The sequence below is a fragment of the Pseudomonas fragi genome, from assembly GCF_900105835.1.
GTDB classification, from domain to species: Bacteria; Pseudomonadota; Gammaproteobacteria; order Pseudomonadales; family Pseudomonadaceae; genus Aquipseudomonas; species Aquipseudomonas fragi.
In genome coordinates, this window is record NZ_LT629783.1 from 4,449,617 (window position 1) to 4,472,913 (window position 23,297).

The following is a 23,297-nucleotide window of genomic DNA, read 5'->3' on the forward strand; positions in this document are numbered from 1 at the left end:
GATGCCTGCAGACCGCAGAAATTATCAAACATCCCCCAATCAGTCTCCTCTCCCTCTGGGAGAGGGCTAGGGTGAGGGGCTTTTAATGCTCTGCCACACACAACAAACCCGCCAAAAGGCGGGTTTGTTGTTTAACCGATACGCATCAGGCCTTCGGCGGCTGATCCGAAACCGGGCGGTTTTGCCCGGTCTGCTCATACCAGCCACCACCCAACGCCTTGTACAGCGTGACTTCACTGGTCAACTGCGAGAGACGGTCGGTGATCAACGATTGCTGCGCGCTGAACAACGAGCGCTGGGCATCGAGGAAGGTCAGGTTGCTGTCGATGCCAATCCGATAGCGACGCTCGGCCAACCGGTAGTAATCCTGGTTGGCGTTGACGAAGTCGGTCTGGGCCTGCAACTGCTGGTTGTAGGTTTGACGTGCTGCCAGGCCGTCAGAAACTTCCTGGAAGGCGGTCTGGATCGTTTTCTCATACTGAGAAACGGTGATTTCTTTCTGGATCTTCGCGTAGTCCAGGCTGGCGCGCAAAGCCCCTGCGTTGAAAATCGGCAGGTTGATTTGCGGCGAGAACAGCCAGGTGCCCGAGCCACCCTTGAACAGACCCGACAGGTCGGGGCTCAAGGTCCCGGCATTGGCCGTGAGGCTGATGCTCGGGAAGAACGCTGCCCGCGCCGCGCCGATGTTGGCGTTGGCGGCCAGCAACTTGTGCTCGGCTTCGAGAATGTCCGGGCGACGTTGCAGCAAGTCCGATGGCAAGCCTGCCGGTACTTCGCTCAACAGGTCGGCTGCCAGCGGTTGGGCCGCCGGCAGGTTGTCCGGGATGGTGCTGCCCAGCAACAGCGCGAGGCTGTTCTGGTCTTGCGCCACCTGACGGGTGTAGCGGGCCAGCTGGACCTTGGCGTTTTCCACCGAGGTACGCGACTGGCTGACTTCCAGGGCCGAAGCCACACCGACTTCATTGCTGCGCAGGGTGAGCTTGTAGCTCTCGTCAAACGCCTTGAGGGTGTCTTCGGTGAGCTTGAGCAGTTCCTTGTCAGCCTGCCAGGTCAGGTAGGCATTGGCGACACTGGCCACCAGACTGATCTGGGTGCTGCGTCGGGCTTCTTCGGTTGCAAAGTAGTTCTGCAACGCCTGATCGCTCAGGCTGCGAACCCGGCCAAACAGGTCCAGTTCATACGCGCTGACCCCAAGGGTCGCCGAATAAGAGCTGGTGATGCTCGACTCGCCGGTTTGCGACATGTTGGCTGGCGTACGTTGACGGCTACCGCTGCCAGAGGCCGAAACCGCCGGGAACAGATCAGCGCGCTGGATACGGTACTGCGCGGCATAGGCGTCAATGTTCAGCGCCGCGACCCGCAGGTCGCGGTTGTTGACCAGCGCGGTCTGGATCAGCTGTTGCAGTGCCGGATCATGGAAAAACTGGCGCCAGCCCTGTTCCGCGGCGGCCTTGCTGGCCGCCTCGGTTGGCGAGTAGGCCGGGCCTTGCGGGTACTGCGCCGCTACCGGCGCTTCAGGGCGCTGGTAGTCGGGGATCAGCGAGCAGCCGCCGAGCGTAAACGCCGCAACAGCTACTGCGAGAAGCGACTTGCTCATTGGCCAGCCTCTTGGTTTGGAGTTTTAGTCAGATCCACTTTCTTTTCCGTGTCTTTATTCTTGCCGCCGCCAATGGACGATACGGCCACAAAGAACAGCGGTACCCAGAACACGGCCAGTACGGTGGCGGTGATCATGCCACCGATAACACCGGTACCAATAGCGTGCTGGCTGCCCGAGCCTGCGCCCGTGGAGATAGCCAGTGGAACCACACCCAGTACGAACGCCAGGGAGGTCATGATGATCGGACGCAGACGCATGCGGCACGCCTCGATCGCAGCATCCACCAGGCTTCGTCCCTGTTCATGCAGTTCCTTGGCAAATTCGACGATCAGAATGGCGTTTTTCGAGGCCAGACCGATGGTCGTAAGCAAGCCCACCTGGAAGTACACGTCGTTGGACAACCCGCGCAGGCTGGTGGCCATAAGCGCACCGATGATCCCCAGTGGTACGACCAGCATTACCGCAATCGGGATCGACCAGCTTTCGTACAGTGCTGCAAGGCACAGGAACACCATCAGCAAGGAAATAGCGTACAGGGCAGGCGCTTGCGAACCTGACAGACGTTCCTCGTAAGACAACCCCGTCCAGGAAATACCGACACCTGCTGGCAGCTTCTTGGCCAGGGCTTCGACTTCAGCCATGGCTTGACCGCTGGTATAGCCCGGTGCCGGAGCGCCGAGAATTTCCATCGCTTCTACGCCGTTGTAACGCGACAGCTTGGGTGGGCCGTAGATCCACTCGCCCTTGGCGAAGGCCGAGAACGGCACCATGGTTCCCTGATCGTTGCGCACATACCACTTCTTCAGGTCTTCGGGGTTCATCCGCGAGTCAGCTTCGCCTTGCAGGAAAACCTTTTTGACCCGGCCGTGGTCGATGAAGTCGTTGACATAACTGGCACCCAGACCAATGGACAGGGTGTTGTTGATGTCCGAAATGCTCAGGCCCAGGGCGCGAGCAGCCTCATCGTCGATCAGCAGCTTGTATTGCGGTTCATCGTTCAGACCGTTCGGACGTACGCCCGCCAGGATCTTGCTCTGAGCCGCCATCCCCAGGAACTGATTGCGCGCAGCCATCAGTTTCTCGTGGCCAATGCCGGAACGGTCTTGCAGGTATACGTCGAAACCAGTGGCGTTACCCAGTTCCATTACAGCAGGCGGGGCAAAGGCGAACACCATTGCATCGCGGTAGCTGGAGAACACCTTCTGCGCCCGTGCAGCCAGTGCAAATACACTGTTGTCCGAATCGCGCTCGCCCCACGGCTTGAGCATGATGAACGCCAGGCCAGAGCTCTGGCCACGGCCGGCAAAGTTGAAGCCGTTCACGGTAAACACCGAAGACACAGCGCCCGACTCATCGGCCAGCAGGTATTCACGCATCCGGTCGATCACTTGCTGTGTGCGTTCTGCAGTGGTGCCCGCAGGTGTTTGAACCTGTGCAAACAGTACGCCCTGGTCTTCTTCCGGGAGGAAGGAGGTAGGGATACGGGTGAACAGGAACACCATGCCAACCACAATCAGCACATAAGCCAGCAGGTACGGAGCCTTGTGACGCAGAATGCTGCCGACACCTTTTTCATAGCGCTTTACGCCATTGTCGAAGGTGCGGTTGAACCAGCCGAAGAAACCGCGCTTGTTCTCGCCGTGATCACCCTTCTGGATCGGCTTGAGCATGGTGGCGCACAGGGCCGGGGTGAAGATCAGGGCAACCAGTACCGACAGGCCCATCGCCGAAACGATAGTGATCGAGAACTGGCGATAGATCACACCCGTGGAGCCGCTGAAGAAGGCCATCGGCAGCAATACCGCCGACAGTACCAGGGCAATACCCACCAGGGCACCCTGGATCTGCTCCATGGATTTCTTGGTGGCTTCCTTGGGCGGCAGTCCCTCTTCGGACATGACCCGCTCAACGTTTTCAACCACCACGATCGCATCGTCCACCAGCAAGCCGATGGCCAGTACCATACCGAACATGGTCAGGGTGTTGATGCTGAAGCCTGCAGCGGCCAGGATCCCGAAGGTACCCAGCAGTACGACCGGTACTGTCATCGTGGTGATGATGGTGGCGCGGAAGTTTTGCAGGAACAGGAACATCACCAGGAACACCAGGACAACAGCTTCGACCAGGGTGTGCACCACACCTTCGATCGAGGCCGAAACCACAGGCGTGGTGTCGTACGGGTAAACGACTTTCATGCCTTCCGGGAAGAAGGGCTCCAGGCCGTTGATGGTTTCACGCAATGCCTTTGCCGTGTCCAGGGCGTTCGAGCCCGGGGCCAGCTTGATCGCGATACCCGATGCCGGTTTACCGTTGAATTGCGCGCTGACGCTGTAGTTTTCACCACCCAGGGCAACATCTGCGACATCGCTCAGGCGTACCTGGGAGCCGTCGGTGTTGACCTTGAGCAGGATCTTCTTGAACTCTTCAGCCGTTTGCAGACGGGTTTTGCCGATGATCGTCGCGTTCAGCTCCTGACCCTTGACGGCAGGCAGGCCGCCCAGCTGCCCGGAGGACACCTGCACGTTCTGTGCGCTGATGGCCGACTTAACGTCCACCGGCGTCAGGTTGTACTTGTTCAGCTTGACCGGGTCGAGCCAGATACGCATGGCGTACTGGGCGCCGAACACCTGGAAGTCGCCCACACCTTCGGTACGGGAGATCGGGTCCTGCATGTTGGAAACGATGTAGTTGGACAGGTCGTCCTTGTTCATGCTGCCGTTTTCAGACACCACACCAATAACCATCAGGAAGTTTTTCACTGCCTTGGTTACACGGATACCTTGCTGCTGTACCTCTTGCGGTAGCAGGGGGGTCGCCAGGTTGAGCTTGTTCTGTACCTGGACCTGTGCGGTGTCAGGGTCAGTGCCTTGCTCGAATGTGGCGGTGATGCTCATGCTGCCGTCGGAGTTACTTTCCGATGACACATAACGCAGGTGGTCGATACCGTTGAGCTGCTGCTCGATCACCTGGACCACGGTGTCCTGCACGGTTTGCGCCGAAGCGCCCGGGTAGGTCACGGAGATCGAGATGGCCGGCGGTGCGATGCTCGGGTACTGGTTGATCGGCAATTTGAGGATCGATAGAGCCCCGACCAGCATGATCACCAGGGCTATAACCCAGGCGAAAATCGGACGGTCGATAAAAAATTTCGACATGGTTTACTCCCCTTTACTGCCTGCAGCTTTTTCTGTTGCCGGGGCAGATGCCGGGGTTTCGCCTTGTGGCTTGTCCATGATCTTGACTTCAATGCCAGGCTTGATGAATTGCAGGCCATCAGTAATCAGGCGGTCGCCAGGGTTCAGGCCTTTCTCAACCAGCCAGTTGCTGCCAACGGTGCGCGAGGCTTGCAGCACACGCAGTTCAACCTTGTTGTCCGGCCCGACGATCATCGCGGTCGGTTGGCCCTTGAGGTTGTGGGTCACGCCGATTTGCGGTGCCAGGATCGCATTGCTGTCGATGCCCGCTTCCAGCTGTGCGTGGACAAACATGCCCGGCAACAGGGTTTCATCCGGGTTCGGGAACACGGCACGCAGGGTTACGGAGCCGGTGGTCTCGTCAACCGAAACTTCGGCGAACTCAAGGCGACCTTCCTGGCCGTACTCGCTGCCGTCAGGCAGGGTCAGCTTGACCTTGGCGGCGTTTTCACCGGCCTTCTTCAAGCGGCCACTGGCCAGATCGCGGCGCAGTTCGAGCATTTCTACCGAGGACTGGGTCACGTCAACGTAGATCGGGTCCAGTTGGGTGATCACGGCCAATGCGTTGGCCTGGCCACTGGTGACCAGTGCACCTTCGGTGTACAGCGAGCGACCGATACGACCGGTCAGCGGTGCCAGCACCTTGGTGTAGCGCAGGTTGACCTGGGCGGTGTTCAGCGCGGCTTCAGCTTCAAGGCGGGCGGCTTGAGCGTTGTCGTATTCCTGGCGGCTTACGGCTTGCTCTGCGACCAATTGCTTGTAGCGCTCAGCCAGGGATTTGGCCGATTGTAAGGTCGCGCGGGCGCTGAGTACGGCGCTTTCATAGATGGCCGGATCGATTTGATACAGCTGCTGGCCGATCTTGACGTCACTGCCTTCTTTAAAGAAGCGCTTGAGGATGATGCCGTTTACCTGCGGGCGCACTTCTGCCGAACGATAGGACGCGGTACGACCTGGCAGATCAGTGGTCAAGGTAAAGGGTTGGGTTTTCAGCGTGACAACGCCGACCTGAGGGATTTGCGGGGCAGGTGCTGCCTCTTCCTTTTTGCATCCGCTGAGCAGCGAAGCAAGGGCGATGGCAGCAACCAGAGCGGTAACAGCTGGCTTGAATTGCATGAAGATCCTCGGGTCAGGCACGCGAAAGCGCACAAGAATAGTGGAAAGGTATAGAAAGCTGTTCCGGGTGGATAAATAGCTTGCTAAGGAATATACTTACATTCATGGCTGTTTGTAAATAGCGGGAGCGACTCTCGCCAGTGACTTCAGCGCCATTTTTCAAGCGTGTAGCAGACCGGGATAAGGCACAACAAACGCCACCCGATGTTGGTTCGGACGAGTGATTGAAACCGCCCGAATCCTCCTGATTGAGGTTTTTATTGCCATGGTGCGTCGTACCAAAGAAGAAGCTCTTGAGACCCGGAGCAAAATCCTCGCCGCGGCCGAACAGGCCTTTTACGAGCGAGGGGTTGCGCGCACGACGCTGGCCGATATCGCCACGTTGGCAGGTGTCACCCGTGGTGCGATTTACTGGCACTTCAGCAACAAGGCCGAACTGGTGCAGGCCATGCTCGACAGCCTGCATGAACCCCTGGATGAGCTGGCCAAGGCCAGTGAAAATCAGAACGAGATTGATCCGCTCGGCTGCACGCGCCAATTGCTGATTCATTTGTTTCGCCAGGTTGCCATTGATCCAAAAACCCGGCGTATCAATGAAATTCTGTTTCATAAGTGCGAATTCACAGACGAAATGTGTGATTTTCGGGCTCAGCGCCAGGTCGCGATGGTCGATTGCAACAGCAGGATCGAGTTGGCCCTGAGCAATGCCATTCACCGTCAACAACTCCCTGAAACGCTGGATGTGCGCCGCGCTGCTATCAGTCTGCATGCCTATATCGACGGAATTCTCGGACAATGGCTGCTGGTTCCCGACAGTTTCGATCTCTACCAGGGGGCTGAGTCCTGGGTCGATACTGCCCTGGATATGCTGCGTTTAAGCCCGTCCTTGCGAATCTGCGGCAATATCCGAGAGGGAGTCTAGTAGGCTCGAGCAATAAGGCGAGTGAAGATTTTGCCCTCTGGGCCAATTAATGGCACTCGGCATTTATATACGTCTGGCCCGCGGGTTTAAAGTTAGCGAGCTAAGTATTTTGTAGCTAAATTGTGATCGTTTAGTGAATGGCCCTGCAGACCGCGGTAAATAAGCTATTGGCACAGCGGTTGAAAGGCCGCAAGGCTTCTACATCTTTCCCTGTAACTCACTTCCCAATTCCTCCTTCCTGCGTCGTCATCCCCTACACTTGAGCAGTGCTTTGGCCACTCGCCAGAGCTGCCAGAGTCGGGTAGAGGGTGGCTGCCAAGGTGTAAGCCTCCTTCCGACTGAAGCAAACCGACCGCGATGGTGTGGTGTGTCGTGGGCAATTCGAGGAATAACAGGTGAACAAGATTTACTCGAGTGCTGAATCCGCGTTGCAGGGGCTGGTTGAGGATGGCATGACCCTGGCTGTGGGTGGCTTTGGCTTGTGCGGTATTCCGGAGGCGCTGATCGGGGCCTTGCGCGACACCGGCAAGCGTGAATTGACGGTGATCAGCAACAACGCCGGGGTCGACGGTTTTGGCCTGGGGCAACTGCTGGAAACGCGCCAGATCCGCAAAATGATTTCTTCCTATGTAGGCGAGAACAAAGAGTTCGAGCGTCAGTACCTGGCCGGCGAACTTGAGCTGGAGTTCACCCCCCAGGGCACCCTCGCCGAGAAACTGCGGGCAGGCGGGGCGGGTATCCCGGCATTCTTCACCAAGACCGGCTACGGCACCCTGGTGGCCGAAGGCAAGGAAACCCGTGAGTTCGATGGCGAGTGGTATGTCATGGAGCGCTCGCTTCGCGCCGACGTGGCCCTGGTCAAGGCCTGGAAAGCCGACAAGTCCGGCAACCTGCTGTTCAACAAGACCGCGCGCAACTTCAACCCGCTGGCGGCGATGGCGGCCAGGGTGTGTGTGGTGGAAGTGGAAGAGATTGTTGAAATCGGCCAGATCGAGCCTGATCAGGTGCATTTGCCCGGGATCTACGTGCAACGGTTGGTGCTCAATGCCACGCCGCAAAAACGTATCGAACATCGCACTGTGCGGAGCGCCTGACCATGGCCTGGACTCGTGAAGAAATGGCGCAGCGCGCCGCTCAAGAACTGCTGGACGGTTTCTACGTCAACCTCGGTATCGGTTTACCTACCCTGGTGGCCAACTACATTCCTGAAGGCATGGATGTGTGGCTGCAAAGTGAAAATGGCCTGTTGGGTATTGGCCCGTTTCCCACAGAGGATGAGGTGGATGCCGACCTGATCAACGCCGGCAAGCAAACCATCACCACCTTGCCGGGCAGCAGTTTTTTCAATAGTGCCGACTCGTTCGCGATGATTCGCGGCGGTCATATCAACTTGTCGATTCTGGGGGCGATGCAGGTGTCCGAGAAGGGCGACCTGGCCAACTGGATGATCCCCGGCAAGATGGTCAAGGGCATGGGCGGGGCGATGGACCTGGTGGCCGGGGTCAAGCGCGTGGTGGTGCTGATGGAGCACACGGCCAAGGGCGGCGTTCATAAACTGCTCAGGCAGTGCGACTTGCCGCTGACCGGCGTGGGCGTGGTTGACCGCATCATTACCGACCTGGCGGTGCTGGATGTCACCGGGCAGGGGCTCAAGCTGGTTGAACTGGCGGCGGGCGTAACCCGCGAGCAGCTTCAAGAGGCTACAGGCTGCGCAATCAACGACTGAATATTAACTGGGCCTTTGGTGGGAGCGGGCTTGCTCGCGACGGCATCGCCGCGGTTGGTCTGGCAGACCGAAGCGCCTGCATCGCAGGCAAGCCAGCTCCCACAGGTTTTGTGGCGCTTTAAAACGCAAAAAGCCCCGGCTCGCAGGAGACGGGGCTTTTTGCTTAAACGTGAATCAGCGTTCCAGGTCGACGATCTTGCCTGGTTTGCCATCCCACTCGGCCGCGTCCGGCAGAGGGTCTTTGCGTTCAGTGATGTTTGGCCAGATTTCAGCCAGCTCGACGTTCAACTGAATGAAGTTCTCCATGCCGGCAGGTACTTCATCTTCAGAGAAGATCGCCTGTGCAGGGCATTCAGGCTCACAAAGCGCGCAATCAATGCACTCATCCGGGTGAATCACCAGGAAGTTCGGGCCTTCGTAAAAGCAGTCCACCGGACAGACTTCTACGCAGTCGGTGTACTTGCACTTGATGCAGTTGTCGGTGACGACGAAGGTCATTTCTAATTCTCTCCTCAGGCGGCGGCAGCGAAGCCCTTCCAGAACGGGTTCGCCGGGTTCGGGAGTGATATCTAAAGACCAGGCTAAAAGGTCAGTAGCATCCCGAACCGCGCGCGATTCTAGCAGCTTTTAAAGGCGTGTCTTTAATGTGTAGAGAAAATCAAGCGCTTTACGTGGCGTCATGTTGTCCAGATCCAGCCTGGAAAGGTCGTCCAGCACCGGGTGCGGCAGGCTGGCAAACAGGTCGCTTTGCTGCGGCGCAGGCTTTTTGCCGGGCTTGGCAGGTGGCACTTCATGGGGCAGGCTGGTGGTCTCCAGGCGGCTCAAATGCTCGCGGGCGCGGCGGATAACTTCACTCGGTACGCCCGCCAGTTGCGCTACGGCCAGGCCATAGCTCTGGCTGGCCGGGCCTGGCAGCACATGGTGCAGGAACACGATGCGTTCGTTGTGCTCGGTCGCGCTCAAATGCACGTTGGCGACCAGCGGCTCGTTCTCGGGCAGTACCGTCAGCTCGAAGTAGTGCGTGGCAAACAGGGTGTAGGCGCGCAATTGGGCGAGACGTTCTGCCGCAGCCCAGGCCAGCGACAAACCGTCGAATGTGCTAGTGCCGCGGCCCACTTCGTCCATCAGCACCAGGCTGCGTTCGGTGGCATTGTGCAAGATATTGGCGGTTTCGCTCATCTCGACCATAAAGGTCGAACGGCCACCAGCCAGGTCATCGCTGGAGCCGATCCGGGTGAAGATGCGGTCCACCAGCGACAGTTCACAGCTGGCCGCCGGTACAAAACTGCCGATATGGGCCAGCAGCACGATCAATGCGGTTTGGCGCATGTAGGTCGATTTACCGCCCATGTTAGGACCGGTGATCACCAGCATGCGGGTGTTGTCGTCCAGCCCCAGGTCGTTGGCCACAAACGGCGTGGTCAGTACCTGCTCGACCACAGGGTGGCGACCCTGGCTGATACGCATGCACGGCTCTTCAACAAAGCGCGGGCAGTTCAGGTCCAGGTTCAGTGCACGCTCGGCCAGGTTGCTCAGCACATCCAGCTCGGCCAGTGCGGCGGCGGTGTCCTGCAGCGGCGCGAGGTGGCCGATCATTTCTTCGAGCAAAGCCTCATACAGCATCTTCTCGCGGGCCAGGGCGCGGCTTTTCGCTGAAAGGGCCTTGTCTTCGAAGGCTTTGAGTTCCGGGGTGATAAAGCGCTCGGCGCCCTTGAGCGTCTGGCGCCGGATGTAATCGGCCGGTGCCTGCTCGGCCTGTTTGCTTGGCAGCTCGATAAAGTAACCGTGGACGCGGTTGTAACCGACCTTGAGGTTGGACAACCCGGTGCGGGCCTTTTCCCGGGCTTCGAGGTCAATCAGGAACTGGCCGGCGTTTTCGCTCAGAGCTTGCAGCTCATCCAGCTCGGCGTCATAGCCGGTTTTCAGTACACCACCATCGCGGATCACCGCTGGCGGGTTGTCATTGATAGCCTTTTCCAGCAGGGCGCCCAGCTCGGGGTAAGTGCTGGTGGTCATGGCCAGTTGCTGCAAGTGCGGTGCTTCGAGGCCGAGCATGGCGTCTTGCAGTTCTGGCAGCGCGTTCAAGGCATCACGCAGGCGTGCCAAGTCGCGGGGGCGGGCATTGCGCAGGCCGATACGGGCGAGAATCCGCTCCAGATCGCCGATTTCCTTAAGCTGAGGCTGCAGCTTTTCAAAGCGATAGCCATCGAGCAGGCAAGTGATCGACGACTGGCGTGCCAGCAGCACGCTCAAATCGCGCAGCGGGCGGTTCAACCAGCGGGTCAGCAAGCGGCTGCCCATCGAGGTCTGGCAGCGGTCGACCACCGATTGCAGGGTGTTGTCGCGGCCACCGGCCAGGTTGGTGTCCAGTTCCAGGTTACGGCGGCTGGCACCGTCGAGCACCACGGTGTCGTCCAGGCGCTCATGGCGCAGGCTGCGCAAATGGGGCAGGGCAGTGCGCTGGGTTTCCTTGGCGTAACTGAGCAGGCAACCGGCTGCGCCAATGGCCAGGGTCAGGTTTTCGCAGCCAAAGCCCTTGAGGTCCTGGGTCGAGAATTGCTGGCACAGGCTTTTGAGCGCCGAGTCGCGCTCAAAGTCCCACGGCGCACGGCGACGAACGCCACGACGTTTTTCCGCAGGCAAGCCTTGCGGCCAGTCATCCGGGATCATCAGCTCGACCGGGTTGATGCGCTCAAGCTCGGCCAGCAGGTTTTCCCAGCCCTTGATCTCCAGCACCGAGAAATTGCCGCTGGTGATATCCAGCACGGCGAGGCCAAACAGGCGCTCATCGCCCAGTACGGCGGCAATCAGGTTGTCGCGGCGCTCATCCATCAGCGCCTCGTCACTCACGGTGCCCGGGGTGATGATACGAACTACCTGACGCTCAACCGGGCCTTTGCTGGTGGCCGGGTCGCCGACCTGCTCGCAGATCACCACCGACTCGCCCAGCTTGACCAGCTTGGCCAGGTAGCCTTCGGCCGCATGATAAGGGATCCCGCACATCGGAATCGCCTGGCCGGCAGACTGGCCGCGTGCCGTGAGGGTGATATCCAGCAACTTGGCGGCTTTCTTCGCGTCTTCGTAGAAGATCTCGTAGAAATCGCCCATGCGATAGAACATCAGCTGGTCAGGGTGCTGGTTCTTCAGGCGCCAGTACTGCTGCATCATCGGCGTGTGGCTGGACAGGTCGGAGGTATTTTTACTCATCAGGGCTTGGGCGGATTCGTTCAGAAGTGGGGGAAAGGCAGGCGCGTGGCCTGAGGTTTTCGCAATGGGCGCAAGGTTAACATGCCAGCCCCCTGCATCTACAGGTGCGCACCGGGCGCACTGACACGTTGCTATAAATAGAAGAAATAGCATTTGCCATCAATAAACACGGCCAGCACTATTGCCGCCATGTCCAAACGAACAGTTTCAACCGTCCTTAAAGAGCTGCTGGCCCGGCACGGCATCAGTGCGATGACGCTGCACCGCAGCACCGGGGTGCCGCAACCTACGTTGTCGCGGATTTTGAGCGGCAAGATTGCCGATCCTTCCGACAGGCATATCTCCAAAATCGCCGAGTACTTCCACATCAGTACCGATCGCCTGCGCGGGCGGGACGATGTGCGTGTGTCAGAAATCGAGCTATGTCACCCAGAGTTGCGTGATATTTGCCTGTGGGATGACGACACCCCAGTGGCGGACGATGAAGTGTCCATTCCGTTTCTGCGTCAGGTTGAACTGGCCGCCGGCTCAGGGCGCTTTGCCATTGAAGAGAGCGAACGCGCCAAGTTGCGTTTCGGCAAGCGCAGCCTGCGCCATAACGGTGTGGAGTTCGATCATGCCAAGTGCGTGACCGTACGCGGCGACAGTATGCTGCCAGTGCTGCGCGATGGCGCAACGGTGGGGGTCAATGCGGGCAAGCGCACGCTGGACGAAGTCATTGATGGCGACCTGTATGCGGTCAATCATAACGGCCAGCTACGGGTCAAACAGTTGTATCGCCTGGCGGGCGGCATTCGTTTGCGCAGCTTCAACCGCGACGAGTTCCCGGATGAGGATTATGCCTACAACGATCTGGAGGATGAACAGCTGGTCATTCTCGGTCATGTCTTCTGGTGGGGCATGTACGCCCGCTAGCCACAAGATTCTGAAAATCCTGCGGGAGCCAGCCTGCTCGCGAACAAGCCTTCGTGAGCAGGCTCGCTCCCGCAGCAGTATTGGCTACGCCATCAAGCAGACAATTCCCACCGTATTTGCAGGTCCTGGCCGGCTTGTTGAAATTGTGCGAATAAATATATGCACTGGTGCATTGACTGTATATCCATACATGCATAGTCTTTGTTCCATTGCCGCCAACGATGGATCTCGGGCAGGGGTATGACGTTTCAGTCAGGCCGGAAATTGGCGCTTATCAATAAGGACACAGGAGTGATCACATGATGAATGAACCGCAAGTCTTGCTGGAAATGCCGGTTTTACTGGTCATCCTCCTTGCGTTGGTGGGCGGCGTTTTTGGCGAGATGTGGCGGGCAGACAAGGATGGCGCCAGCGGCTGGCCGCTGATGCGGCGCCTGGCGTTGCGGTCGGGAGCCTGCATGGTGTGCGGCGTATCGACCTTTATGTTGCTGTACTCGGCCGGGATGTCGGTTTTGGCGGCCGGTGCCCTGGGTTGCCTGACCGCCCTGGCAGGTGCGGATGCAGCCATCAGCCTGTACCAGCGCTGGGCTGCGAAGCGGCTGGGGGTCGACGGTTCGCCCGGCGATTCGCGGATCGAGCCGTAGAACACGGCTTTTTGGTGTAGGTTATGACCCGGACCCGCGATCAGGAGAGGACAGTGGATCAGATTTCTCAACGTGCAGCTGAACTCGGGCTGCTGTTAAAGGCTCTTAATGCCCAGGTGACGACCGCCGAGTCCTGTACCGGTGGCGGCATTGCCGAAGCCATCACCCGTATTGCCGGCAGCTCCGCCTGGTTCGAGGCGGGGTTTGTGACCTACTCCAACCAGCAAAAGACCCGGCAATTGCTGGTTCCCGAGGCCTTGTTCACACAAGTGGGGGCCGTCAGTCGCGAGGTGGTCGAAGCGATGGTGCGCGGTGCGCAGGCGCAAAGCGGGGCGCAGTTCGCTGTGGCGGTGAGCGGTGTGGCCGGGCCGGGTGGCGGTTCGCCCGAGAAGCCGGTCGGTACCGTGTGGCTGGCCTGGGGCGCTGGCGATGAGGTGTCCAGCGAGCGCAGGCACTTTGCGGGCAATCGCGATGAAGTCCGCCAGCAAACCGTGATTGCGGCCCTGGAAGGCTTAATACGCCGAACGGTACGAGAAATAAAAAATCAGGGGTAGGCGATCTTCTAACCCTGTGGAATAATACTGGCTACTTATACAGTTATCGGCCGTCGGGCCTTATTGATTACGAGAGGACTTTAATGGACGACAACAAGAAGAAAGCCTTGGCTGCGGCCCTGGGTCAGATCGAACGTCAATTCGGCAAGGGTGCCGTGATGCTGATGGGCGACCAGGAGCGCCAGGCCGTACCGGCAATCTCCACCGGTTCGCTGGGTCTGGACATCGCGCTGGGCATTGGCGGCCTGCCAAAAGGCCGTATTGTTGAAATCTACGGCCCTGAGTCGTCGGGTAAAACCACGCTGACCCTGTCCGTGATTGCCCAGGCACAAAAGGCCGGTGCTACCTGCGCCTTCGTCGATGCCGAGCACGCCCTTGACCCTGAATACGCCGCCAAGCTGGGCGTAAACGTCGACGACCTGCTGGTTTCCCAGCCGGACACCGGCGAACAGGCCCTGGAAATCACCGACATGCTGGTGCGCTCCAACGCGGTTGACGTGATCATCATCGACTCCGTGGCCGCACTGACGCCAAAGGCTGAAATCGAAGGCGACATGGGTGATACCCACGTTGGCCTGCAAGCCCGTCTGATGTCGCAAGCACTGCGTAAAATCACCGGTAACATCAAGAACGCCAACTGCCTGGTTATCTTCATCAACCAGATCCGCATGAAGATCGGCGTGATGTTCGGCAGCCCGGAAACCACCACCGGTGGTAACGCCCTGAAGTTCTACGCGTCGGTACGTCTGGATATCCGCCGCACTGGCGCCGTGAAAGAAGGCGATGTGGTGGTAGGTAGCGAAACCCGCGTCAAAGTGGTCAAGAACAAGGTGGCACCGCCGTTCCGTCAGGCTGAATTCCAGATCCTGTACGGCAAGGGCATCTACCTGAATGGCGAGATGATCGACCTGGGTGTGTTGCATGGCTTTGTTGAAAAAGCAGGCGCCTGGTACAGCTACAACGGCAGCAAGATCGGTCAGGGCAAGGCCAACTCCGCCAAGTTCCTGGACGATAACCCGGACATCAAGGACGCGCTGGAAAAGCAGCTGCGTGAAAAACTGCTGGGGCCAAAAACTGACGCTGAACTGGCAGAACTCAAAGTCATGCCAAAAATGAGCAAGGCTGCCAAAGAAGCTGCAGCACTGGCTGAAGCCGAAGAAATGGAAAACGCTACCGACGGCGATAACTGATAGCCATCATGATTGCCGTCCTGGATACTCCCGTCGCGGTGCGACGGACTGCAATGGACCTGCTCGCGCGACGCGAGCACGGTCGGGTCGAGCTGACGCGCAAGTTGCGTCAGCGCGGCGCTTGCCCCGACATGATCGACGCTGCCCTTGACCGTCTCACGGAAGAGGGGCTGTTGTCCGAGTCCCGTTATCTCGAAAGCTATATCAACTACCGTGCCGGTTCCGGTTATGGCCCTTTGCGTATTCGCGAAGAGCTTAGCCAGCGAGGCCTTGCGCGCGGCGATATTGAAGAGGCGTTACGCGAATGTGACTTCAACTGGCAAGAACGGTTGGAGGAAACCTGGCGTCGCAAGTTTTCCGGGCAGGTGCCTGTCGATGCCAAGGAGCGTGCCCGCCAGGGGCGCTTCTTGAGCTATCGCGGCTATCCGCTTGAAATGATCGGCCGCCTGTTAAGCGGCCGAGAGTTTGACGACTGAAACGGTTGGCGGTCGTACCCTGTGGGCGCCGCAAACCTGTGGGAGCTGGCTTGCCTGCGATGGCAGCAATGCGGTTTGCCTGCCAGACGTGCCGCCCGCATCGCGAGCAAACCCGCTCCCACAGTAACAGCCCGCTTACCCATTCCGGCTTACGCCAGGGGCGCTTCTTGAGCTATCGCGGCTATCCGCTTGAAATGATCGGCCGCCTGTTAAGCGGCCGAGAGTTTGACGATTGAAACGGTTGGCGGTCGTACCCAGTGGGCGCCGCAAACCTGTGGGAGCTGGCTTGCCTGCGATGGCAGCAATGCGGTTTGCCTGCCAGTCGTGCCGCCCGCATCGCGAGCAAGCCCGCTCCCACAGTAACAGCCCGCTTACCCATTCCGGCTTAATCAGCCAGTGACTCGCGCACCTGCGCAGTGGACACGCTGTCAGCTGTCGCCCAGTTGTGCGGCAGGTTGATAAAGTCGACCAGTTCGCGCAGCCGTCCCTGATTACGCCCGCTGAATGCAAAGCCCAGGCAGGTGAGGTGGTTGAGCTTCGGGTCGTCATGCTCAAAGCTGCAATAAGCCTGTTGGTGGAAGCCATCGTTAAGGCAAATGTCCGCAAAATCCTGTTGTATCTGCTTGAGAGCCAGCGCACTGACGGGTTTCTTCATGCGGATCACAAAAGTTTTGTTCAGCCAGCGGCTTGAATGGAAGTTGCTGTAGAACTGGTTGATTTCAGCCAGTGCCTCTTCGGCGCTGTGAACCAGGCGCATCAGCTTCAAGTCGTTGGGCAGAATGTAGTGGTTGGCTTCCAGTTGGTTATGGATAAAGTCCAGTGCGCCTTGCCAAAACGATCCGCCGGGCACATCGAGCAAAACCACCGGTACCAGCGGGGTTTTACCGGTCTGCATCAATGTCAGCACTTCCAGCACTTCATCCAGCGTGCCAAACCCGCCCGGGCACATCACCAATGCATCGGCTTCCTTGGTGAAGAACAGTTTGCGGGTAAAGAAAAAGTGAAACGCCAGCACATTGGGCGTGCCATTGATGGTGGGGTTGGCCCGTTGCTCAAATGGCAGGGTGATATTGAACCCCAGGCTGTGGGCCAGGCCCGCGCCTTCATGGGCCGCGGCCATGATGCCTGCGCCGCCGCCGGTGATGACCATCATGTCGTCTTTTGCCAGCACGGCCCCCATTTCCCGGGCTAGGGCATACAGCGGGTGCTCAATCGGGGTTCTTGCCGAGCCGAAGACCGTGACTTTGCGTCGGCCCTTGAACTGCTCCAGCGTGCGAAAGGTCTTTTCCAGTTCGCGAATGGCCTGCAGGGTGATCTTGGCATTCCAGCGATCAAGGTCGTCATGGGCCATGCGCAGCACGGTCAGCAACATCTCGCGATAGAGTGCGCGGTTCGGGCTGTCGGGGGCTACCCGTTGCAGTTGTTCGTCGACCTCATGAGCAAGATCCAGCCCCTGCTCCTGCAAATGCAGCGCCAGGGAATCATTGGATTGGTCAGGCATGTACTTCTCCTTCTGCACAACATCCTTGAAGGCGCCGCAACCTGGGCTGGCGCCGAGACACAGAGTGTCCAACACGATGCCTTGATGATGGTCCCGGGATGTCGTGGCTGGCAACAGCTAATTGCCTGACGTACATGAAGTTTGGCGAGGGTGGCGCAAGCCGCAGGCATGATCTGCGCCGTACCGGGTACGGCGCGGCAGGGGTGTTACTGTTTACGCTGGCAGTTTTCAGCACGGAAATCCTGGGTCAGGACCGGGCTGTTGGTTTTGTACTCGCGAAAGCTGTAGCGCAACGTCGCGCCTTGAGCCATCAGGGTGCGGAAACCTGCGTTGCTGCACACGCTGCGCCCCAGTTGCGGCACGGTTAGTTCCGGGTTGGAGCGTATTTGGGCCGCCAGTGTCGGGCTGGCCTCCAGGTTGTTGATCAGGACAGTGCCGTCTACGGTGAAACCTTTATCCAAAAGGTCCGCATTGATTGCGCGCGGTTTGCCTTCGTTGCTTTTTTCGGCAACCTTGAGCAGGGTTTTGTTCAACTCAAAATCTTTGAGAGAAGCCGCTTGTGCCGCCAGTGGCAGTGCAAGCATTAGAGCGACGGTCGGAATGATATGGCGCAGCATGAAACTCTCCTGATTTCAGTGACCCAGGCCTGGACCGGCCACATATGTGTGCGTTCAGTGATGCAGCCTTGGACAAGCCGGCTATCTGTGCGTTCAGTGGCGCGGGAGTATAGGTCAGCATGACCGCACAGGAAATGCCAAAGGCTATGGTTTCGCGCCTCTGGTAAACTGGCCGCCTTTCTATTGTGAATCCGTTTATGCGCCAATTCTGGCGAATGGACGCTTGGCGCCTTTTAAGTAAAAAATCATGACCCTGACGACCTTTTCCCCGAATGCTGTAGCCCGTTTACGAGACGAGCGTGAGGAGGAGAGCACCAAGCCCTACCTGGCCCGCGGTTCCCGTGCTCCGCGTTGCCATACTTGCCGCGTGATCGAGAGTCACTGCCTGTGCAACTGGCGGCCCAGGGTGACGACGCGTTCGGGTGTGTGCCTGGTCATGACCAAAAAGGAAGTGTTCAAGCCCAGCAACACCGGCTGGTTGATCGCTGATGTGGTGAGTGACAACTTTGCATTTATCTGGTCGCGTACCGAAACCGACGATGCACTGCTGGCGTTGCTGGCCGACCCGCAGTGGCAGCCGTATCTGGTGTTTCCTGGCGAATACGTGGCGCCGGAGCGGGTAACGCACACGGTGGATCTGGACAGCAGCAAGCGCCCGCTGTTTATCCTGCTGGACGCCACCTGGACCGAGGCACGCAAGATTTTTCGCAAAAGCCCGTACTTCGATTCCCTGCCCATTTTGAGCCTGCTGCCTGAAAGGCTTTCGCGCTACCGCTTGCGCCGCTCCACCCGCAGTGAACATCTGTGTACCGCTGAAGTGGCCAGCCTGTGCCTTGAGCTGGCTGGTGACACCCAGGCCTCCAGTGCGCTGGATGCCTATTTCGATGTCTTCAGCCAGCATTATCTGGATGCGAAAAATCAGCTGCCCATGAACGAATCCAGTGTGGCGCACCAGGAACTGGGCGTTTTTGTAAAAGACCTTCCCCAGAATCGGGCTCAATAGACTAAAGAAGTAGCGCTACAATTTTCGAACAGATGCAAGTGCGCAGCATTGCCGTTTTTTCGATGATGGCGCTGTAATGGCTAGCACATGGACCCGGGCGTCAGGTTTTCGACTTGACCACCCTTGCTTCGCTGGGCATGCTTGGCGCCGATTCGGCTATGCAGCTGTCAAAACACTTATATTTGCCGACGTTTCGCGTAAATCGCGCCCTTTGACGCACAGTCTTTGAGCTTTTGCTCGAGTTGCCTTAGCGAGTGCTGGAATTGATCAGTGCTCGCCTGAAAAACGGGATCATTTAAACAATGGCCACATACGAAATCCTGATTGCCGACGACCATCCACTGTTTCGCAGTGCCCTGCACCAGGCCGTAAGCCTTGGCCTGGGGTCTGATGTTCGCCTGGTAGAGGTCGCCAGTATTGCCGAGCTTGAAACACAGCTGGCAGTAAAGGCTGATTGGGATCTGGTGCTGCTCGATTTGAACATGCCGGGTGCTTACGGTTTCTCCGGGCTGGTGTTGCTGCGTGGTCAATACCCGCAAATCCCGGTGGTGATGGTATCGGCCCAGGAAGAAGCCTCGATCATGGTGCGCTCCCGCGAGTTCGGTGCCAGCGGCTTTATCCCCAAATCCAGCTCGCTGGAAGAGATTCAGAAGGCCGTGCGTGCCGTACTGGATGGCGATGTCTCCTGGCCGCCCCAGGCGTTTGAGGATGTTCAGGTGTCGGCCGAGGCCAAGGCCGCCAGCGAAGGCCTGGCCAGCCTCACACCCCAGCAGTTCCGGGTGTTGACCATGGTCTGCGAAGGCTTGCTGAACAAACAGATCGCCTATGAACTGAGCGTTTCGGAAGCGACCATCAAGGCCCATGTGACGGCGATTTTCCGCAAGCTGGGGGTTCGCACGCGCACCCAGGCCGCGCTACTCTTGCAGCAACTTGAATCAATTTCGAGTCATTAATCTGCGAACCTTCACGCTTTTTTGACGAAGCGTGAACTAGCGTTCCCCTCTCATTTTTTGCGCAGTTGCCTATCTATGTCGCCTTTCAAGGGTAAAACCGGTTTTAAACGGATTTTGAATGCTGGCGGTTACTCGCTGGACGGTTTGCGCGCAGCCTTTACGGGCGAGGCGGCTTTTCGGCAGCTGGTGCTGCTTAACGTGATCCTGATCCCGCTGAGCTTCCTGCTCAATGTGAGCCGGGTCGAGCGCGCCTTGCTGATCGCCGTGTGCCTGCTGGCCTTGATTGTCGAGTTGCTGAACTCGGCGATTGAAGCGGTGGTTGACCGTATTTCCCTCGACCTGCACCCCTTGTCGAAAAACGCCAAGGACATGGGCAGCGCCGCCCAGTTTGTGGTGCTGACCATGATTGCCGTGGTGTGGGCGGTAATCCTGCTTTAAGCGATAGTCGGCAGTACGATCTCGTCGCTGCGCTGCACCCCGGCGGTGAAGGCGCGGCAAAGCTCCAGAAATTCGCGCATGGCGGATGTCTGATACTTCTTTTTGTGCCAGATAAAGAAGAACTGCCGGGCCAGATCCAGCTCGGGTGTCTCTACCGCTACCAGGCTGCCGCGCCGAAAGGCGTCGCGCAACGCCAGGCGTGAGATGCAGCCAATGCCCAAGCCCGACTCCACGGCGCGCTTGATCGCCTCGGTATGTTCCAGCTCCAGGCGGATATTGAGCGACGTTTGATGATGGCGCATGGCCTGATCAAAGGTCAGGCGCGTTCCCGAGCCCTGTTCACGCAGGATCCAGGCTTCACGGGTGAGCTCTTCCAGTGTGGCGTGACCACGGGCTGCCAGTGGATGCTGCGGGGCGCAAAACACCACCAGTTCATCCTCGACCCAGCTCTGCACCTCGATATCGGGGTGAGCGCAATCGCCTTCGATCAGACCCAGATCAATTTCGTAGTGGGCGACTTGTTGCACGATATGAGCCGTGTTCTGAACCACCAGCTTGACCTGACTTTCCGGGTGCTGCTGCATAAAGCTGCCGATCAGCAGGGTCGCCAGGTAGTTGCCGATGGTCAGCGTCGCGCCTACGGTCAATGAGCCGAAGCCGGACTTGCCGTTGAGCAGGTCTTCGATCTCCTTGGCCTGGTCCAGCAGCGCGACAGCCTGGGGCAACAGTTGCCGGCCCAGGGCGTTGAGGCTCAGGCGCTTGCCGGCACGGTCGAACAGCTGGCAACTGGTCTGGCGCTCCAGCTCGGTGATCGAGGTACTGGCCGCAGATTGTGAAAGGGCCAACAAGCCGGCAGCGCGAGACACGCTCTCTTGTTGGGCGACGGCGACGAAAACCTGGAGTTGTCTGAGAGTAAATCGCATATCGATATAACCGATAACCCTTATCTTGATAATTCAGTTAACAGATATTGTCGCCGCCATTAGAATGCTGTGCAATCGCGCCCATAGTCAGCGCAGGCGAATTTAGGAGCCCCGTACATGAGCAACATGAACCACGAACGTGTCCTCAGTGTTCATCACTGGAATGACACCCTGTTCAGCTTCAAGTGCACCCGTGACCCGGGCCTGCGCTTCGAGAACGGTCAGTTCGTGATGATCGGCCTGCAACAGCCCAATGGCCGTCCGCTTATGCGTGCCTACTCGATTGCCAGCCCGAACTGGGAAGAGCATCTGGAGTTCTTCAGCATCAAGGTGCCAGACGGCCCGCTGACCTCCCAGTTGCAGCACTTGAAGGAAGGCGACGAGATCATCATCAGCAAAAAACCTACGGGTACGCTGGTGCTGGACGACCTGAAGCCGGGCAAGCATCTGTACTTGCTCAGCACCGGTACCGGTCTGGCGCCCTTTATGAGCATCATCCAGGATCCGGAAACCTACGAGCGTTTCGAAAAAGTGATCCTGTGCCACGGCGTGCGTTACGTCAATGAAGTCGCCTACCGCGAATTCATCACCGAGCACCTGCCGCAGAACGAGTTCTTCGGCGAAGCGCTGCGTGAAAAGCTGATCTACTACCCGACCGTGACCCGCGAGCCGTTCGAGAACGAAGGCCGCCTGACCGACCTGATGCGCAGCGGCAAGCTGTTCAGCGACATCGGCCTGCCACCGATCAACCCGCAGGACGACCGTGCCATGTTGTGCGGCAGCCCGAGCATGCTCGACGAGACCAGCGAAGTGCTGAACAGCTTCGGCCTGAAAGTTTCGCCACGTATGCGTGAGCCGGGTGATTACCTGATCGAGCGTGCCTTCGTCGAGAAGTAAACCGCACCGATCAAAAAATGTGGGAGCGGGCTTGCCCGCGATTGAGGAGTGTCAGCCACCGTATGGGTGACTGACAGGCCGTAATCGCGAGCAAGCCCGCTCCCACATTTGTCTATGCGTTTCAGGTTACGGCTTGGGAATCACTTCAAGCACGCGGATCAAGCCGGGCTCGGGGTAGTGCCAGCGAACGTCCAGATCCCAGAACTGCGCGCCGTATTCTCGTTCGGCGGTGGGCGTCTGGTAAGCAGGGCGTGGATCTTGCGCCAGGCATTGCTCGATCAGCTCCACCAGCGGCTCCTGAAGGCGTAGGGCTTCCCTGTGCGCCTGTTGCAGGGCACTGTCGGCCCATTGCACGGGGATCAATACCGGTGCGGCGCTGGCCATGCCATTGCTGGCATCGCTGATGATATCGGCGTAGGGCACATAGGGCTTGATATCGAGAATCGGCGTGCCATCGAGCAGGTCGATACCGGAAATCCACAGGCGATTGGCCTCGACCTTGTCCAGCTTGACCACTGACTGGCCGATGCCGTTCGGGCGATGGGTGGCGCGGGTGGCAAACACGCCCATCGACTTGTTGCCGCCCAGGCGTGGGGGGCGCACCTTGAGGCGGGGCTTGTCTTCCAGTGCCTGATGGAACACAAACAGCAGCCACACATGGCTGACCTGCTCCAGGCCTTGCACCGCATCGCCCTGATCGAACGGCGCGACCAGCTCCAGCACGCCACGCGCGGCCGGTGCCAGTTGCGGCTGACGGGGGATGGCGAATTTCTCCTTGAAGCAGGAGCGGACAAAGCCGATGGGGGAGACGGTGTAGGTCATGGGAGTATTGTACTGGTGGGGCCGATCAGACTCTTGTGGGGGCGGGCTTGCTCGCGATAGCAGCGCCGCGGTGATTCAGATTGACCGAGTCGTCTGAATCGCGAGCAAACCCGCTCCCACAGGAGGCGTGTTTTCAGTCGCGAACGCGCAGGGTCAGGCCCTTGAGGAAGTTGCGCAGCAACTGGTCGCCACAGGTGCGGTAGTTGGTGTGGCCAAACTTGCGGAACAGGGCGCTCAGCTCAGGCTTGGACACCGGAAAGCCGGCCGCCTTGAGGATGGCGTGCATGTCGTCTTCCTTGAGTTCGAAGGCTACGCGCAGTTTTTTCAGGATGATGTTGTTGGTCACCGGCAGCTCGACAGGCATCGGCGCACGGCTTTCGTCCTTGCCGCGCTTGAAGATCACCAGGCCATCGAGGAAATGCGCCATCACCTCGTCCGGGCAACGTACAAAGCCTTCTTCCTCGTCCTTTTTCAGGTAGGTCAGCACGTCTTCCTTGGTGACGTCGAGGCCACCAAGCTTGATGATTTCGACAACCTTGTTGTCGCTGATGTCGAGCATGTAGCGCACGCTGCGCAGTACGTCGTTATGAATCATATGG

General features: G+C 58.7%; 22 protein-coding genes. 12 read left to right on the forward strand and 10 right to left on the reverse strand.

The genetic code is table 11. From position 1 onward, the window contains the following. Positions 1-145: 145 nt before the first annotated feature. From BLU25_RS20445 to BLU25_RS20455, 3 genes are read right to left on the reverse strand one after another with little or no spacing between them, the layout of a single operon-like run. The gene (locus BLU25_RS20445; protein ID WP_016779756.1) at positions 146-1,597 is read right to left on the reverse strand and encodes an AdeC/AdeK/OprM family multidrug efflux complex outer membrane factor; all 1,452 of its coding nucleotides are present in this window, start codon (positions 1,595-1,597) and stop codon (positions 146-148) included. After that, positions 1,594-4,755 (reverse strand): efflux RND transporter permease subunit, encoded by a 3,162-nt coding sequence (locus tag BLU25_RS20450; RefSeq protein ID WP_016779757.1) that lies wholly within the window; start codon positions 4,753-4,755, stop codon positions 1,594-1,596. The genes BLU25_RS20445 and BLU25_RS20450 overlap by 4 nt, the downstream gene beginning before the upstream one ends. Before the next feature lie 3 nt (positions 4,756-4,758). Then, positions 4,759-5,910, reverse strand: coding sequence for an efflux RND transporter periplasmic adaptor subunit (locus tag BLU25_RS20455; RefSeq protein ID WP_016779758.1), 1,152 nt, complete (start codon positions 5,908-5,910; stop codon positions 4,759-4,761). A 265-nt stretch (positions 5,911-6,175) separates the two neighbouring features. Between BLU25_RS20455 and BLU25_RS20460 the strand changes: the two genes are divergently transcribed. From BLU25_RS20460 to BLU25_RS20470, 3 genes are all read left to right on the forward strand, one after another. After that, positions 6,176-6,832 carry a TetR family transcriptional regulator gene (locus BLU25_RS20460; RefSeq protein WP_029611277.1) on the forward strand — a complete coding sequence of 219 codons (657 nt, stop codon included), beginning with the start codon at positions 6,176-6,178 and terminating at the stop codon, positions 6,830-6,832. 395 nt (positions 6,833-7,227) lie between these two features. Then, complete coding sequence (locus tag BLU25_RS20465; protein ID WP_016779760.1) at positions 7,228-7,926, forward strand: CoA transferase subunit A; 699 nt, start codon at positions 7,228-7,230, stop codon at positions 7,924-7,926. Positions 7,927-7,928: 2 nt separating this feature from the next. After that, positions 7,929-8,558, forward strand: a complete 630-nt coding sequence (locus BLU25_RS20470) for a CoA transferase subunit B (protein WP_016779761.1) — start codon at positions 7,929-7,931, stop codon at positions 8,556-8,558. Between the two features lie 174 nt (positions 8,559-8,732). On the opposite strand, the gene fdxA is transcribed toward BLU25_RS20470, so the two are convergent. Together fdxA and mutS are read right to left on the reverse strand one after the other, a co-directional pair. Then, a complete protein-coding gene (fdxA, locus tag BLU25_RS20475) occupies positions 8,733-9,056 on the reverse strand; it encodes a ferredoxin FdxA (protein WP_016779762.1) in 324 nt (107 codons plus the stop codon). Between the two features lie 129 nt (positions 9,057-9,185). Beyond that, positions 9,186-11,765, reverse strand: coding sequence for a DNA mismatch repair protein MutS (mutS, locus tag BLU25_RS20480; RefSeq protein WP_083369806.1), 2,580 nt, complete (start codon positions 11,763-11,765; stop codon positions 9,186-9,188). 189 nt (positions 11,766-11,954) lie between these two features. Between mutS and BLU25_RS20485 the strand changes: the two genes are divergently transcribed. The 5 genes from BLU25_RS20485 to recX all read left to right on the forward strand — a co-directional run bounded on the left by BLU25_RS20485 (position 11,955) and on the right by recX (position 15,544). Further along, complete coding sequence (locus BLU25_RS20485; RefSeq protein WP_081481022.1) at positions 11,955-12,680, forward strand: LexA family transcriptional regulator; 726 nt, start codon at positions 11,955-11,957, stop codon at positions 12,678-12,680. A gap of 299 nt (positions 12,681-12,979) precedes the next feature. Next, a complete protein-coding gene (locus BLU25_RS20490) occupies positions 12,980-13,324 on the forward strand; it encodes a phage holin family protein (protein ID WP_016779765.1) in 345 nt (114 codons plus the stop codon). 23 nt (positions 13,325-13,347) lie between these two features. Then, the gene (locus BLU25_RS20495; RefSeq protein WP_186350406.1) at positions 13,348-13,878 is read left to right on the forward strand and encodes a CinA family protein; all 531 of its coding nucleotides are present in this window, start codon (positions 13,348-13,350) and stop codon (positions 13,876-13,878) included. Between the two features lie 83 nt (positions 13,879-13,961). Beyond that, positions 13,962-15,068 (forward strand): recombinase RecA, encoded by a 1,107-nt coding sequence (gene recA / locus BLU25_RS20500; RefSeq protein ID WP_016779767.1) that lies wholly within the window; start codon positions 13,962-13,964, stop codon positions 15,066-15,068. An 8-nt stretch (positions 15,069-15,076) separates the two neighbouring features. Next, the gene (recX, locus tag BLU25_RS20505; protein ID WP_029611278.1) at positions 15,077-15,544 is read left to right on the forward strand and encodes a recombination regulator RecX; all 468 of its coding nucleotides are present in this window, start codon (positions 15,077-15,079) and stop codon (positions 15,542-15,544) included. 385 nt (positions 15,545-15,929) lie between these two features. Here recX and BLU25_RS20515 read toward each other — a convergent pair whose 3' ends face one another. Beyond that, positions 15,930-17,045, reverse strand: a complete 1,116-nt coding sequence (locus BLU25_RS20515; RefSeq protein ID WP_016779769.1) for an LOG family protein — start codon at positions 17,043-17,045, stop codon at positions 15,930-15,932. 206 nt (positions 17,046-17,251) lie between these two features. After that, a complete protein-coding gene (locus tag BLU25_RS20520) occupies positions 17,252-17,662 on the reverse strand; it encodes a PA3611 family quorum-sensing-regulated virulence factor (protein WP_016779770.1) in 411 nt (136 codons plus the stop codon). A gap of 247 nt (positions 17,663-17,909) precedes the next feature. Between BLU25_RS20520 and BLU25_RS20525 the strand changes: the two genes are divergently transcribed. From BLU25_RS20525 to BLU25_RS20535, 3 genes are all read left to right on the forward strand, one after another. Beyond that, positions 17,910-18,665: a tRNA-uridine aminocarboxypropyltransferase gene (locus BLU25_RS20525; RefSeq protein WP_083369807.1), complete on the forward strand. Its 756-nt coding sequence runs from the start codon at positions 17,910-17,912 to the stop codon at positions 18,663-18,665. Between the two features lie 302 nt (positions 18,666-18,967). Further along, positions 18,968-19,618 (forward strand): response regulator transcription factor ErdR, encoded by a 651-nt coding sequence (gene erdR, locus BLU25_RS20530; RefSeq protein WP_016779772.1) that lies wholly within the window; start codon positions 18,968-18,970, stop codon positions 19,616-19,618. A 75-nt stretch (positions 19,619-19,693) separates the two neighbouring features. After that, a complete protein-coding gene (locus BLU25_RS20535) occupies positions 19,694-20,056 on the forward strand; it encodes a diacylglycerol kinase (RefSeq protein WP_016779774.1) in 363 nt (120 codons plus the stop codon). Here the strand turns inward: BLU25_RS20535 and BLU25_RS20540 are convergent. Further along, a complete protein-coding gene (locus BLU25_RS20540) occupies positions 20,053-20,979 on the reverse strand; it encodes a LysR family transcriptional regulator (RefSeq protein WP_029611279.1) in 927 nt (308 codons plus the stop codon). The two genes, BLU25_RS20535 and BLU25_RS20540, sit on opposite strands and share 4 nt — an antisense overlap. A gap of 117 nt (positions 20,980-21,096) precedes the next feature. On the opposite strand from BLU25_RS20540, the gene fpr reads away from it, so the two are divergent. Then, positions 21,097-21,876: a ferredoxin-NADP reductase gene (gene fpr, locus BLU25_RS20545; protein ID WP_016779776.1), complete on the forward strand. Its 780-nt coding sequence runs from the start codon at positions 21,097-21,099 to the stop codon at positions 21,874-21,876. Positions 21,877-22,002: 126 nt separating this feature from the next. Here the strand turns inward: fpr and tsaA are convergent, their stop codons facing one another. Both tsaA and BLU25_RS20555 read right to left on the reverse strand, forming a co-directional pair. Beyond that, positions 22,003-22,698: a tRNA (N6-threonylcarbamoyladenosine(37)-N6)-methyltransferase TrmO gene (gene tsaA, locus BLU25_RS20550; RefSeq protein WP_016779777.1), complete on the reverse strand. Its 696-nt coding sequence runs from the start codon at positions 22,696-22,698 to the stop codon at positions 22,003-22,005. Between the two features lie 133 nt (positions 22,699-22,831). After that, on the reverse strand, positions 22,832-23,293 hold the full coding sequence (locus BLU25_RS20555; RefSeq protein ID WP_016779778.1) for a YehS family protein: 462 nt from the start codon (positions 23,291-23,293) through the stop codon (positions 22,832-22,834). Between the last annotated feature and the right edge of the window lie 4 nt (positions 23,294-23,297).